This window comes from Sphingobium chlorophenolicum, assembly GCF_000722875.1.
Taxonomy (GTDB): domain Bacteria; phylum Pseudomonadota; class Alphaproteobacteria; order Sphingomonadales; family Sphingomonadaceae; genus Sphingobium; species Sphingobium chlorophenolicum.
This window is the reverse complement of record NZ_JFHR01000014.1, coordinates 42609-56283: the sequence shown is the minus strand read 5'-3', so window position 1 is coordinate 56283 and position 13675 is coordinate 42609. Positions and strand designations below refer to the sequence as shown.

The window sequence follows — 13675 nt, the reverse complement described above, 5'->3', positions numbered from 1 at the left end:
GCGGTCCCCCTCCCCACGCTGCGCGTAGGGAGGATTTGGTGGGGCGAGCTTCCCTAAGGTGCGCGCCGTTCCCAATCGGCCAGATCGCCCGGTTGGTCGATGTCAAAGCCCAGGCCCCCTCGCACGATTGCCGAGAAGGGCAGGCCCAGCCGATCCGCTTCCGCCCGATGCGCCGCGAAACTGCCCTGACCATAATGGAACTGGAAACCCGCCGCTTGCGGCAGGGGCAGTGACAGGGCGTTGGTGCCCTGTCCGGGAAGATCGGGGGCGACCGCGATGCCGGGAGCATCCAGCAGCGCCGCCACATCCGCCGCCTCCACCAGTGGCAGGTCGGCGGAGAGAAACAGCAGCCGCTCGATTCCCGCCGCCAGCGCCGCGTCGCGGGCGCTCGCCGCCGCAGGATTGAGGCCGCCGCCCGGATCGCCGAGCAAGCCCACGCTCTCCGGCAATCCATGCCGCGAAGGGCCGAGCAGCCGCAGCCGCTCCATCCCAACCGCCTTCGCCGCCGCCGTCACTGTCCGGTGCAGCATTTTCGCCACCAGATCGCGCCGCCCCGCTTCGTCCAGCACAGGCGCCAGCCGCGTCTTGCAGGCGGCGGGCGCCTTGACCGGAATGACGATCCAGCAGTTCATGGCCGTCAACCGGCGATCCGTTCGGCCAGATCGAGCGCCGCCCGCGCCACTCTGGCGCGGTCGTCCAGCGTCTTCATCAGCGTGTCGGTTACGGCATGGGGAATATCCAGTCCTTCGCCGCCATCGCGTTCATCGACCAGCAGCCCGTCGATGATCCCGGCATAATGGGCTGCAATGGCCCGGTTGGTGACGGCGAGGCCAAGTTCGCCCATCAGCTTGGCGGTCGGTCCCTTGACCGCCTGCCCGCCGACGATGGGGGAGACGGCGACGACGGGCGCGCTGGCAGCCTTTAGCGCTTCCCGCATTCCGGGAACCGCCAGAATCGGGTCGACGCTCAGCCAGGGATTGGACGGTGCGATCAATATGGCGCGAGTTTCGGGATCGGCGATCGCCTCAACCACGCCGGGGGCGAGGCGCGCCGTGTCCGCGCCTTCGAAGCGGATCGCCCGGACCGCCGGGACGCAGCGCCGCTCGACGAAATAGCGCTGGAAGGGCAGGTCGCCTTCATCGGTCGACACATGGGTGGCGACGCTATCGTCGCTCATCGGCAAAATTTTGAGGTCAAGGCCCCAGGCCGCCGCAAAACGCGCCGTCACCGTGCTCAAGGTCTCACCCGACGCCAACAGATGCGAGCGCAGCGCATGCAGCGCCATGTCGCCGTCGCCCAGCAGGAACCAATCCTCCCCGCCCAACGATTTGAGCGCGTCCATGAAGCTCCACGTCTCGCCCTCCCGCCCCCAACCCTGCGCGGCATTGGCCTTGCCCGACAGGGTATAGAGCAAAGTGTCGATATCGGGGGAGATCGCCAGGCCCAGATGGCGGAAATCATCGCCGGTGTTGACGATGGCGGTGACGTCCTGCGGCGGGCGGACCTGCATCAGCCCCAGCACCAGCTTGGCGCCGCCGACGCCGCCCGTCAGCACGACGATGCGGCCGCTCACCGGAACAGATCCTCTTCCAGCGGGCGGACCAGCGCCGCCGCGCCTGCTTCGCCGAGGGGCAGGGTCAGGCCGCGCAGCAGGGCGGCGGGCACGCTTTCCGCGCCCTCGCCCGTTGCCAGGGTCGCGGCGGTGGCGATCTGGTCGGCCAGCGCGATCTGCGTCACCTCCAGCCGTCGGCCGTCGCGATCCTCTTCGCCGCGCCGGTCCACCAGCGCGGGCAGGCCCGCCGCGCCGATCGCGACGCCCACCACGCCATGGCGCCAGGGGCGTCCGAAACTGTCCGAAACGACGATGCCGATCCCGGCCGCGCCGGGGCCTGCCAGCGCATTCAGCAATTGCCGTGCCGACCGGTCCGGATCGACCGGCAGCAACAAGGCCCGCTCTTCCTCCCCCGGCCCGATATTCGACCGGTCGATGCCGCTATTCGCCATCACATGGCCCAGCCGGTGGCGGGTGATCAGCACATGGGGGACCGCCCGCACCACGGCGCTGCTTTCGCGCAGCACCAGTTCCACCAGCCGGGCGTCCTTGCGCGTGGTCGCGGCCAGTTCCACCGCTTCCTCCCCCGGCTGGACGGTAGAAAGGTCGACCATCCGCCCTTCCGCCTTGGACATGATCTTCTGCGTCACGACCAGCACGTCGCCGCTTTTCAGCGGCCACAGGCCCGCCGTGGTCAGGCTGTCGCGCAGCACCGCCGCCAGATCGTCGCCAGTCCGGATTTCGGGAATATCAAACAGGGGATGAATCGCGATCATGCCATGCTTTAGCGCGCAAAGGCCTGTTAAGGTAGCGCTCCGATTTTCGGGACAGGGAAACTCATGGACATATCAGCGGGATTTGCTTGCCCTGGCGCACCAAGTCGAGAAAAGGGACAGCGATGATGATCAATGACGATATTTTTCCCCGCCGCGGGCGTGGGCGCGCATGAGCGAAGCGGTCGCCTTCGACAGCGGCACCTTTCGCCGGGTGCTGGGCCATTATCCCACTGGCGTGTGCGTGGTGACGGCGGTGGAGGACAGCCAGGCGCCGACCGGCATGGTGGTCGGCTCCTTCACCTCCGTCTCGCTCGATCCGCCGCTTGTCGCTTTCTTCCCGGCGAAAAATTCGCAAAGCTGGCCCCGGATCGAGAAAGCGGGGAAATTCTGCGTCAACATCCTCGCCAGCGACCAAAAACCGCTTTGCCAGCAATTCGCCGCCAAGGGCGGGAACGACAAGTTCGCGGGCGTGACGCATCATGTGTCGGCCAACGGATCGCCGATCCTGGACGGGGTGGTGGCCTGGATCGACTGCCAGCTCGAAGCGGTGCACGAGGCGGGTGACCATTATATCGTGCTGGGCCGGGTGATCGCGCTGGAAGTGGAGACGCCGGGCAAGCCGCTGCTCTTCTTCCAGGGCGGCTATGGCGAGTTCGCGAATCTGCGCTGATTGACGGCTTAAATCCTCCCCATCTATCGATGGGGAGGATTTAGAATGTGCGCAACACCACGACCCGCGTCAAACGGCAACCCCGGCCGAAGCCAGCACCGCCAGCGTCAGCAATTCCGAAGCGTTGGACGCCATGGTGGCGATCTGAACTGACTTGTCCATGCCGACCAGCATGGGTCCGATCATGGTCGCGCCGCCCACTTCGCGCAGCAGCTTGGCCGAGATATTGGCCGACTGAAGCCCCGGCATCACCAATATGTTCGCCGGACCCGACAGGCGGCTGAACGGATAATTCTTCATCACCGCCGGGTTGAGCGCGGCGTCGACGGTCATTTCGCCCTCGAATTCGAAGTCGACATTCCGCTCTTCCAGCGTCTTCACCGCGTCGCGCACATTCTCCAGAAAGCCGCCCGGCGGGTTGCCGAAATTGGAATAGGACAGGAAGGCGACACGCGGATCATGCCCCATGCGCCGGGCGACCGCGACCGTGCCTTCCGCTATATCCGCCAGTTCCTGCGCGGAGGGACGCTCGTTCACCGTGGTGTCGGCCAAGAACACCGTCTTGTCCTTCGTTACCAGCACATGGATGCCGAAGGGAGTGCGGCCCGCCGCCGGGTCCAGCACCCGCTTCACTTCGCGCAGCGTCTGGCCGAAGGGGCGGGTCATGCCGGTCAGCATCGCGTCGGCATGGCCCATCTTCACCAGCAGAGAGCCGAAGATGTTGCGGTCGCGATTGACCATCCGCTCGCAATCGCGGCGCAGATAGCCGCGCCGCTGGAGCCGGGCGTAGAGCGTATCGACCATCTCCGGCACCAGCGGCGAATTGACGCTGTTGTGCAGTTCGAAGCTTTCCGGGTCCTGCACGCCCAGTTCCTTGAGCTTGTCGTACACATGCGCCCGGCCGACCAGCACGGGGATGCCATAGCCCAGGGTGCGGAACTGGATCGCGGCGCGCAGCACCACTTCCTCTTCCGCCTCGGCGAAGACGACGCGCTTGGGATTGGCCTTCGCCACCTCGTAGGCAGTGGTGAGGACCGAAGTGGTCGGGTTGAGCCGCCCCTTCAAGGACTGGCGATAGGCGGCCATGTCCGCGATCGGCCGCTGGGCCACGCCGGTTTCCATCGCCGCCTGCGCGACGGCGGAGGGCACGACTTCCATCAGGCGCGGGTCGAAGGGCGCGGGGATGATATAGTCGGGACCGAAGCTGTGCGACCGGCCATAGGCCTTGGCCACTTCCTCCGGCACCTGTTCCCGCGCCAGATCGGCGATGGCCTTTGCGGCGGCCAGCTTCATCGCCTCGTTGATCCCGGTCGCCCGCACGTCCAGCGCGCCGCGGAAGATGAAGGGGAAGCCCAGCACATTGTTGACCTGGTTGGGATAGTCCGACCGGCCGGTGGCGACGATGGCGTCGGGGCGCACCGCCTTGACGTCGGGCGGCGCGATTTCCGGATCGGGATTGGCCATGGCGAAGATGATCGGCTTGTCCGCCATCGTCTTCACCATGTCCTGCGTCACCGCCCCCGCGACGGACAGGCCCAGGAAAACGTCGGCGCCCTTGATCGCCTCCGCCAGGGTGCGGGCGTCGGTCCTGACCGCATGGGCCGACTTCCACTGGTTCATGCCCTCGGTGCGGCCCTGATAGATCACGCCCTTGCTGTCGCACATGATCACATTGTCATGCTGCACGCCCAGCGCCTTGATCAGTTCGGTGCAGGAAATGGACGCCGCGCCCGCACCGTTCACCACCACCTTCATGCTCTTCATGTCGCGGCCGGTCAGCATCGCCGCGTTGATGACGCCCGCCGCCGCGATGATCGCGGTGCCGTGCTGGTCGTCATGGAAGACCGGAATGTTCATCCGTTCCTTCAACGTCTGTTCGATGATGAAGCATTCCGGGGCCTTGATATCCTCAAGGTTGATGCCGCCGAAGGTCGGCTCCATCAGCTCGACCGCGTCGATGAACTTGTCGACATCCTCGGTCTTGAGTTCGATGTCGATGCTGTCGACGTCGGCGAAGCGCTTGAAGAGGACCGACTTGCCCTCCATCACCGGCTTGGAGGCGAGTGCGCCCAGATTGCCCAGCCCCAGGATCGCCGTGCCGTTGGAGATCACCGCGACCAGATTGCCCTTGGCGGTATAGTCATAGGCGGTCGCCGGGTCTTCCGCGATGGCGCGCACCGGCACCGCGACGCCGGGCGAATAGGCGAGCGAAAGGTCGCGCTGGGTCGCCATCGGCTTGGACGCGATGATCTCGATCTTGCCGGGGCGTCCCGTCGAGTGGAAGAACAGCGCCTCGCGCTCGGAAAATTCCACATTCGACTTGTCGGTCATGGCTGCACCCACCCCTTTTTTGACACAATAGTTCGCCCGCAGGGCGGTCCGGCATTCAGTTCAGGCAGAGCCGAAAAGGGCGATTTTCGAGCACCGGAGCGCAGCGTACTCAAGTACGTGAGCACCGAAGCGCAGAAAATTGCGCTTTGCAGGCCCGCATGGGCTGAATGCCGGACCGCCCTAGCGGCAAGAATATCTTGTGGGCAAGTGCGAGAAGCGCAATTTTCCTGCTGTTTCCCGAAGCTCTGGTTTCCACGGATGGTTCACGCTATCCGCTTTGCCATGGCGCGAACGATCGACACATCCACGCAACAGGCGACGCCCATGATGGCGCAATATCTTGCGCTGAAGGCGGAGGCGCAGGACTGCCTGCTCTTCTACCGCATGGGCGATTTCTTCGAACTGTTCTTCGAGGATGCGAAGGCGGCGGCGGCGACTCTGGATATCGCGCTCACCAGCCGGGGCGAACATGGTGGCGCGCCGATCCCGATGTGCGGCGTGCCGGTGCACAGCGCGGAATCCTATCTGGCGCGGCTGATCAAGGCGGGCCATCGCGTCGCCATCGCCGAACAGACCGAAACGCCCGCGCAGGCCAAGGCGCGGGGTTCCAAGTCCCTCGTCGCCCGCGCCATCGTCCGTTATGTGACGGCGGGCACGCTGACCGAGGAAACGCTGCTCGACAGTCGGCGCGACAATATGCTGGTGGCGCTGACGCAGGTCGGCGGCGGGGAAGCGGGTGAATATGGCCTGGCCGCCGCCGATATTTCGACCGGCCGTTTCGAGACACTGACCCTGCGGGCAGCCGATCTGCCCGCCGAACTGGCGCGCCTGCGGCCGAGCGAGATCGTGCTGCCCGACGGACTGGAGCTGGATTTGCCCGATTCCCACCCGTTCGACCGCGCCGCCTTTTCCAGCGGCCGGGCCGAAGCCGCGCTGAAACGCATCTTCGGCGTCGCCACGCTGGACGGATTCGGCCAGTTCAGCCGCGCCGAACTGGCGGCGATGGGCGGGCTGCTCGGCTATCTCGACCATGCAGGCAAGGGCACTTTGCCCTTCCTGGCCCCGCCCAGCGCCAAGACCAGAGGCGCGCATGTCGCCATCGACGCGGCCACGCGGGAGAGTCTGGAAATCACCGCCACTATGAGCGGGACGCGGGCGGGCAGCCTGCTCGGCGCGGTGGACCGGACCGTCACCGGCGCTGGCGCCCGATTGCTGGCGCAGGATCTGTCCGCGCCGCTGATGGATCAGCCCGCCATCGAGGCGCGGCTTGGGCTGGTGCAACTCTTCCATGACGACAGCATGTTGCGCGACCAGTTGCGCGTGGCGCTGCGGGCCTTGCCGGACATAGGGCGTGCATTGGGCCGTCTGGCGATGGGCCGGGGCAGTCCCCGCGATCTGGGTCAACTCCGCGATGGGCTTGGTGAAGCGCGGCTGTTGCGGGAGCGGTTGGGCCGCCTGCCCGACCAGCCTTTGCTGCTGGCCCAACTCCTTCCCTCGCTCGACGGCCATGGCGCGCTGGTCGACAGCCTGTCCCGCGCCCTCGTCCCCAGCCCGCCGACAGAAACCGCCAATGGCGGCTATATCGCGGACGGCTATGACCCGGCGCTGGATGAGTTGCGCCGCCTCGCTGGGGATGGCCGCCGCGCCATCGCCGCGCTGGAGGCGAAATATCGCGAGCAGACCGGCATCGCCTCGCTCAAGATCAGGCATAACGGCGTGCTGGGCTATCATGTCGAGGTGCCCGCTCGCGCCGCCGACCCGTTGATGCAGCCCGACAGCGGCTTCACCCATCGCCAGACGCTGGCCGGGGTGGTGCGCTTCAATTCGATCGACCTGCACGAACAGGCGGGCCGCGTCGCGCAGGCGGGCGCCCATGCGCTGGTCGCCGAAGCCGCGCATCTGGAAGAGCTGATCGAAGCCACCCTCGCCCGCAAGGCGGAGATCGCCCGCGCCGCCGACGCCCTTGCCCGGCTCGACGTGGCGGCGGCGCTGGCCGAACGCGCGGCGGAAGGCGGCTGGCAACGGCCCCATTTCCTGCCCGAAGACGGCGAAGGACCATGTCTGGACATCACCGGCGGCCGCCATCCGGTGGTGGAGGATGCACTGCGCCGCGACGGCCAGCCCTTCGTCGCCAACGACTGCCGGCTGGGGGTGGGCGACCGGCTCTGGCTGGTCACCGGTCCCAATATGGGCGGTAAGTCCACCTTTCTGCGACAGAATGCGATCATCGTGATTCTGGCGCAGGCGGGGGCCTATGTACCCGCGCAGTCCGCGACCCTGACTCTGGTCGACCGGCTGTTCAGCCGCGTCGGCGCGTCGGACAATCTGGCCAAGGGCCGATCCACCTTCATGGTCGAGATGGTGGAGACCGCCGCCATATTGGCGCAAGCGACCGAACGCAGCTTCGTCATCCTGGATGAAGTCGGGCGCGGCACGTCGACCTATGACGGGCTGGCGCTGGCATGGGCGGTGGTGGAGGCGGTGCATGAGGTCAATCGCTGCCGCTGCCTGTTCGCGACCCATTATCATGAGCTGACCCGGCTGGCGGAGACACTCTCCTCCCTCTCGCTCCACCATGTCCGGGCGCGGGAGTGGAAGGGCGATCTGGTCCTGCTGCACGAAGTCGCGGAGGGACCGGCCGACCGCAGCTATGGCCTGGCCGTGGCGCGCCTCGCCGGGCTGCCCCCAGCCGTGCTCAAGCGGGCGAAGGACGTCCTCTCCCGCCTCGAAGCGGGCAAGGCGAAGACCGGCGGCATCGCAGCGGGGCTGGACGACCTGCCCCTCTTCGCCGCCGCCGTCGCGCAGGTGGAGGAAAAGGCCGATCCCCTCCGCGCCGCGCTGGACGGCATCGACGCGGATGCGCTTTCCCCCCGCGAGGCGCTCGATCACCTCTATCGGCTCAAGCAACTGGCAGCGGCCGGTCAGGATGGCTAGATAAGCCCTATGGTCATGCAATTTCCGAAACTGGGGTCCAGACGCGCCATCATCGACCGGCGCGCCATTTCCGACAGCATCGCCGCCCTGGCGCAGGAGCATCGGGGCGACCAGATCAAGCTGCGCGGCCTGATCGTGAAGGAATTGAAGGACGCGCTGGACGCGGGGCGGGAGGATGTCGCCCACCGCCTCGGACAGAAGCCGACCCGCGGGCGGGAGGCGGTGACCGCCTTCGCCTTCCTGATCGACCAGATTTTGCGCCTGCTCTACGACGCGACGACGCACCATCTCTATCCGGCGGGCAATCGCAGCACCGGCGAACGGATCGTGCTGATCGCGGTGGGCGGCTATGGCCGGGGCGAAATGGCGCCGCATAGCGATGTCGACATCGGCTTCATCACCCCGTGGAAGCCCACCGGCTGGACCGAGCAGGTCATCGAATCCATGCTCTATTCGCTGTGGGATCTGGGGCTGAAGGTCGGCCACTCCAGCCGTTCCATCGATGAAACCATGCGCATGGCGAAGGCGGACCTGACCGTGCGCACCGCCCTGCTGGAGGCGCGCTACATCTGGGGCGACCGGGCGCTCTATGAGGAAACCGCCGCCCGCTTCGACAGCGAGATCATGCAGGGCACGGCCCGCGCCTTCGTCACCGAAAAGCTGGAGGAGCGCGACGAGCGGCACAAGCGCATGGGCGACAGCCGCTATGTGGTCGAACCCAATGTGAAGGAGGGCAAGGGCGGGCTGCGCGACCTGCACACTTTGTTCTGGATCGGCAAATATGTGAACCGGGTGAAGTCGGTCGCGGAACTGGTCGATGTCGGCCTGCTCACCGAAAGCGAATTGCGCCAGTTCCAGAAGGCGGAGGATTTCCTCTGGGCGGTGCGTTGCCACCTGCACATGATCACCGGGCGGGCGGAGGACCGGCTGACCTTCGACCTGCAACTCGAAACCGCCACGCGCATGCATTTCACCGGCCGCGCCGGGCGTTCGGGCGTCGAGCGGTTCATGCGCTATTATTTCCTGAACGCGAAGACGGTGGGCGACCTGACCGCCGTGTTCCTGGCCCATCTGGACGACCAGATGGCGGAGCGCGGGCGGCGCTATATCCCCAGCTTCTTCCGCCGTCCCAAGAAGCTGGACGGTTTCGTGCTGGATCGCGGACGGCTGGCGCTGCCCAGCGACCAGTTCTTCCAGGACGACCCGGTCCGGCTGCTGGAAATCTTCGCTTTGGCGGACAAGCATGGCCTCGCCATCCACCCCAGCGCCATGCGCGCCGCCAGCCGCGACGCCAGCCTGATCACCGCCAAGATACGCCGCGATCCCCGCGCCAACGCCTTCTTCATGGAGGTGCTGACCTCCCCCCGCGATCCGGAAACGGTGCTGCGCTGGATGAACGAATCGACCGTGTTCGGCCGCTTCATCCCCGATTTCCGCCGCGTCGTGGCGCAGATGCAGTTCGACATGTACCACCATTATACGGTGGACGAACATACGATCCGCGCTGTCGGCCTGCTGGCGCGGATCGAAAAGGGCGAACTGAATCAGGATCATCCATTGGCGGCGGAGCTGATGGGCAAGCTGGTGTCGCGCCGCGTCCTCTATGTCGCGGTGCTGCTGCATGACATCGCCAAGGGGCGGGGCGGCGACCACAGCATATTGGGCGCGGAAGTGGCGGACCATCTCTGCCCGCGCCTGGGCCTGAGCCCGGCGGAGACGGAAACCGTGTCCTGGCTGGTGCGCCACCATCTGCTGATGTCGGCCACCGCCTTCAAGCGCGATCTGGCCGATTACAAGACCATCCTCGATTTCGTCGACGTGGTGCAAAGCCCGGAGCGGTTGCGGTTGCTGCTTTGCCTGACCGTGGTCGACATCCGTGCCGTGGGGCCGGGCGTCTGGAACAGTTGGAAACGCCAGTTGCTGGGCGATCTCTATGAGGCTGCCGAAGAAGTGCTGCGCCTCGGCCACAAGCAGAAGGGCCGCAGCGAGCGGGTCACGAACAAACAACAGGCGCTGCGCCAGGCGATGGGCATGTCGGAAGCGGAATTCGCGAAGCTCAGCAAGCGCCTGCCCCAAAGCTACTGGATCGCGGAGCCGGAGGACATCCTCATCCACAATGCGCAGCATATATTGGAGGCGGGCGATTCCCCCCTCTCCATCGCCGCGCAATATTATCCGCAGCGCGGCGCGACGCTGGTGACCGTCTATGCCGCCGACCATCCGGGCCTGTTCTACCGCATCGCAGGCGCCATCCATCTGGCGGGCGGCAACATCATCGACGCGCGCATCCACACGACGCGGGACGGCGTGGCGATCGACAATTTCCTGGTGCAGGACCCGCTGGGCGGCGCCTTCCACAGTCCGGAGCAGTTGACGCGCATCCGCAAGGCGATCGAGGATTCGCTGGCCAACCGGCACCGCATGATCACACGGCTGGAGGCGCGCCCCCTGCCCCGCACTCGCGCCGAAGCGTTTCGCATCGAACCCAATGTGCTGATCGACAACAAGGCGTCGAACCGGTTCACGGTGATAGAGGTGAATGCGCGGGACCGCCCGGCGCTGCTCTTCAGCCTGGCCAACGCGCTGTTCCAGTCGAAGGTGACGGTCCACAGCGCCCATGTGGCCACCTATGGCGAGCGGGCGGTGGATACTTTCTACGTCACCGACCTGCTGGCCGGAAAGATCGAGAGCAAGGCCCGGCTGCAAACGCTGGAGCGGCGGCTGCTGGAAGCGGCGGGCGGTGAGGTGGCGGAACTGGAGCGGGCTTAACAGACTGCCGTCATTCCCGCGAAGGCGGGAATCCATCTCCCATAAGAAGGTGCTTGGTGGACGGTCAGGAAATGGATTCCCGCCTTCGCGGGAATGACGAACCTTTTAGATAATCTCCATCACATCGCCCGGCGCCAGCAACGGCAACAGGCGCAGCATATCCGCCCGCTGCACCGCCACGCATCCGGCCGTGGTCCTCCCTTCGGACAGGTGGAAGAAGATCGCGCTCCCCTGCCCCGCCACCGGCGGCGCGTCATTATGCCCCAGCACGGCGATCACATCATAAGCATCATCGTCCCGCAGCAGATTTTCCGCCGAAAAAGCACGCGGCAAATGCACCGGCCGGTTATAAGCCGGATCGACCCCATCGTCGGACCAGCCATCCCCCTCCCGCACCCAGCGCCACGGCAGGCGGATGCCCGCCGCCTCCACCTTGCCCGGCCGCAGCAACACGCCCCGGATCGGCCAGACGCCCAGCGGCGTGCAGCCATCCCCTTCCCGCTTGTCCACAGCCGCGCAGCTACCGCCCCGCCCGATGGCGCAGGCCATCTCGATCTCACCGAAAGTCAGACGCCCCGCGCCGGTATCGACGCGGACGACGCTCATAGCTGATGCCCGGTCCGGTCCCGCTTGGTCGCCAGATAGCGTTCATTATGCGGATTGGCGGGCAGGATGATCGGCAGACGCTCCGCCACCCTGATTCCCGCCGCTTCCAGCCCCGTCACCTTGTTGGGATTGTTGGTGAGCAGCCTTACCTCCCCCACGCCCAACAGGTCCAGCATCCGCGCCGCCACGGAAAAATCCCGCGCATCGATGGCGAAGCCCAGCCGCACATTGGCGTCGACCGTATCGAAACCCTGATCCTGCAAGGCATAGGCGCGCAGCTTGTTGACGAGGCCGATGCCCCGCCCTTCCTGCCGCAGATAGAGCAATATGCCCCAGGTCGAATCCGCGATCTGATGCAGCGCTTCATGCAATTGCGGCCCGCAATCGCATTTCAGCGACCCCAGAACATCCCCGGTCAGGCATTCGCTGTGCAGCCGGATCACCGGCGGCGATGAATCGCGCTGACCGACGATCAGCGCCACATGCTCGCGCGGTTCGTCGGGGCTGCGGAAGGCGACGATCTCGGCGGTTTCGCTGGCCGATACCGGCAGCCTCGCCCGCGTCGCGATGTCCAGATGCACGGCATCGTCATAGGCGTCGACATCCTCGGCCCCGACCTCCGCCTCGACATCGCCGTCCACCGTCGCGAAATAGGCGGGCAATATTCCCGCCAGCCGCGCCAGCCGCAGCGCCGCCTTGGCCGCCAGCGGCGCGGCGAGCGCCTTCGCCATGAACGGCCCCTTCAGCGGCGAGGCAAGGTCCAGAACCGGGTCGGAAATCGCTGTCGCCACATCGGCGTCAATCCACGGCCCCCGCGCCACCAGCACCGGCATGTCGGGATCGGCCGCCGCGATCTGGTTGGCGAGCTTCAGCGTCTGCGCTCGTGCAGCGGAGATCAATATGTCCGCCTTCGCCGCCGGGTCGAATCCCGCCAGCGTCACCGCGTCCGCCCCTTCCACCGCCATCAGCCGCAACACGCCGTCGGCGGCCTGCACCCGCACCGGCCAGCCCCGGCGCAGCGCATCGATGGCGCGAGCGGCAGCACGCGCACCCATCAGAAGGCGAACTCCGTGATGATCGGGATATGATCGGACGGCTTGCCCCAGTTGCGCGCCGGTTCGACCACGCGATGGCCGATCGCCTTGCCCGCCACGTCCCTGGTCATCCACATATGGTCCAGCCGCCGCCCGCGATCCGATTCCGCCCAATCCTTCGCGCGATAGCTCCACCAGGTGTAGAGCCGCTGCGGCGCGGGGTGGAAATGGCGGCCGATATCGACCCAGTCGTTGGACGCCTGCAACCGCGCCAATATCTCGCACTCGATGGGCGTATGGCTGACCACGTTCAGCAACTGCTTGTGGCTCCACACATCGCATTCCATCGGCGCGATGTTGAAATCGCCGGTCAATATGGTCGGCTTGTCCTCCAGCGCGGAGGACCATTGGATCATCCGCTCCAGGAAATCGAGCTTCTGCCCGAATTTCGGATTCACCTCCCGATCCGCGATATCGCCCCCGGCCGGGACATAGACATTCTCTATCCTGACGCCGTTATCCAGCCGCACCCCGACATGACGCGCTTCGCCATTGGCCTGCCAGTCGAACCGGTCGTCCTCATGGATCGGCACCCTGGACATGATCGCCACGCCATGGTGCATCCGCTGGCCGTTCAGCACCTGATGGACATAACCCAGTTGCCGGAACATCGCGGTGGGGAAAATCTCGTTCACCACCTTGGTTTCCTGAAGACAAAGTATGTCCGGCGCTTCCTCAGTCAGAAAGCGTTCCACAATGTCGAGCCGGGCACGGACACTATTGATATTCCAGGAAGCGATGCTGAGCGTCTGAGACATGCTGATCCACTAGGGATGTCCGCAGTCACGTGCAAGCACCCGTGATGGGTTGGAATTTGGCTCAGGGTGGAGCGAAAAGGGTAGATTTCGAGAACCGGCGCGCAGCGACCTTCAAGGTCGTGAGCACCGGAAGCGCAGAAATCTGCCCTTTGCAGCCCTCCCTGGGGCAAATTACGGCCCATCAC

At 65.9% G+C, this 13675-nt stretch carries 10 protein-coding genes; 3 read left to right on the top strand and 7 right to left on the bottom strand.

Translation table 11 applies throughout. The annotated features are described in order from the left end of the window. Positions 1–53 precede the first annotated feature (53 nt). From cofC to cofE, 3 genes are read right to left on the bottom strand one after another with little or no spacing between them, the layout of a single operon-like run. Positions 54–632 (bottom strand): 2-phospho-L-lactate guanylyltransferase, encoded by a 579-nt coding sequence (gene cofC, locus BV95_RS07925; RefSeq protein WP_037449731.1) that lies wholly within the window; start codon positions 630–632, stop codon positions 54–56. 5 nt (positions 633–637) lie between these two features. Next, complete coding sequence (gene cofD, locus BV95_RS07920; protein ID WP_037449728.1) at positions 638–1573, bottom strand: 2-phospho-L-lactate transferase; 936 nt, start codon at positions 1571–1573, stop codon at positions 638–640. Further along, positions 1570–2328, bottom strand: coding sequence for a coenzyme F420-0:L-glutamate ligase (gene cofE, locus BV95_RS07915; protein WP_037449725.1), 759 nt, complete (start codon positions 2326–2328; stop codon positions 1570–1572). Before cofE ends, cofD begins: the two co-directional genes overlap by 4 nt. A 169-nt stretch (positions 2329–2497) precedes the next feature. On the opposite strand from cofE, the gene BV95_RS07910 reads away from it, so the two are divergent. Beyond that, positions 2498–2998: a flavin reductase family protein gene (locus BV95_RS07910; RefSeq protein ID WP_013848106.1), complete on the top strand. Its 501-nt coding sequence runs from the start codon at positions 2498–2500 to the stop codon at positions 2996–2998. 69 nt (positions 2999–3067) lie between these two features. On the opposite strand, the gene BV95_RS07905 is transcribed toward BV95_RS07910, so the two are convergent. Continuing rightward, the gene (locus BV95_RS07905; RefSeq protein WP_037449721.1) at positions 3068–5329 is read right to left on the bottom strand and encodes an NADP-dependent malic enzyme; all 2262 of its coding nucleotides are present in this window, start codon (positions 5327–5329) and stop codon (positions 3068–3070) included. 282 nt (positions 5330–5611) lie between these two features. On the opposite strand from BV95_RS07905, the gene mutS reads away from it, so the two are divergent. Then, positions 5612–8263 carry a DNA mismatch repair protein MutS gene (gene mutS / locus BV95_RS07900; RefSeq protein WP_037449718.1) on the top strand — a complete coding sequence of 884 codons (2652 nt, stop codon included), beginning with the start codon at positions 5612–5614 and terminating at the stop codon, positions 8261–8263. 9 nt (positions 8264–8272) lie between these two features. After that, positions 8273–11032, top strand: a complete 2760-nt coding sequence (locus tag BV95_RS07895; protein WP_037449715.1) for a [protein-PII] uridylyltransferase — start codon at positions 8273–8275, stop codon at positions 11030–11032. Positions 11033–11137: 105 nt separating this feature from the next. Here the strand turns inward: BV95_RS07895 and BV95_RS07890 are convergent, their stop codons facing one another. Genes BV95_RS07890 through xth form a run of 3 tightly spaced genes read right to left on the bottom strand, consistent with a single transcriptional unit; the run spans position 11138 to position 13490 of the window. Continuing rightward, entirely contained in the window at positions 11138–11638 is a 501-nt protein-coding gene (locus BV95_RS07890; RefSeq protein WP_037449712.1) for a L,D-transpeptidase family protein, read from the bottom strand. Next, positions 11635–12693, bottom strand: a complete 1059-nt coding sequence (gene ribA, locus BV95_RS07885; RefSeq protein WP_037449709.1) for a GTP cyclohydrolase II — start codon at positions 12691–12693, stop codon at positions 11635–11637. Before ribA ends, BV95_RS07890 begins: the two co-directional genes overlap by 4 nt. After that, positions 12693–13490: an exodeoxyribonuclease III gene (xth, locus tag BV95_RS07880; protein ID WP_037449708.1), complete on the bottom strand. Its 798-nt coding sequence runs from the start codon at positions 13488–13490 to the stop codon at positions 12693–12695. The genes ribA and xth overlap by 1 nt, the downstream gene beginning before the upstream one ends. Between the last annotated feature and the right edge of the window lie 185 nt (positions 13491–13675).

Excerpts from the sequence above, each read along its gene's own strand:
- ribA (WP_037449709.1), bottom strand. The coding sequence starts at position 12,693 with ATGGGTGCGCGTGCTGCCGCTCGCGCCATCGATGCGCTGCGCCGGGGC.
- BV95_RS07895 (WP_037449715.1), top strand. The coding sequence starts at position 8,273 with ATGGTCATGCAATTTCCGAAACTGGGGTCCAGACGCGCCATCATCGAC.
- cofE (WP_037449725.1), bottom strand. The coding sequence starts at position 2,328 with ATGATCGCGATTCATCCCCTGTTTGATATTCCCGAAATCCGGACTGGC.
- BV95_RS07910 (WP_013848106.1), top strand. The coding sequence starts at position 2,498 with ATGAGCGAAGCGGTCGCCTTCGACAGCGGCACCTTTCGCCGGGTGCTG.
- mutS (WP_037449718.1), top strand. The coding sequence starts at position 5,612 with ATGGCGCGAACGATCGACACATCCACGCAACAGGCGACGCCCATGATG.
- cofC (WP_037449731.1), bottom strand. The coding sequence starts at position 632 with ATGAACTGCTGGATCGTCATTCCGGTCAAGGCGCCCGCCGCCTGCAAG.
- BV95_RS07905 (WP_037449721.1), bottom strand. The coding sequence starts at position 5,329 with ATGACCGACAAGTCGAATGTGGAATTTTCCGAGCGCGAGGCGCTGTTC.
- BV95_RS07890 (WP_037449712.1), bottom strand. The coding sequence starts at position 11,638 with ATGAGCGTCGTCCGCGTCGATACCGGCGCGGGGCGTCTGACTTTCGGT.
- xth (WP_037449708.1), bottom strand. The coding sequence starts at position 13,490 with ATGTCTCAGACGCTCAGCATCGCTTCCTGGAATATCAATAGTGTCCGT.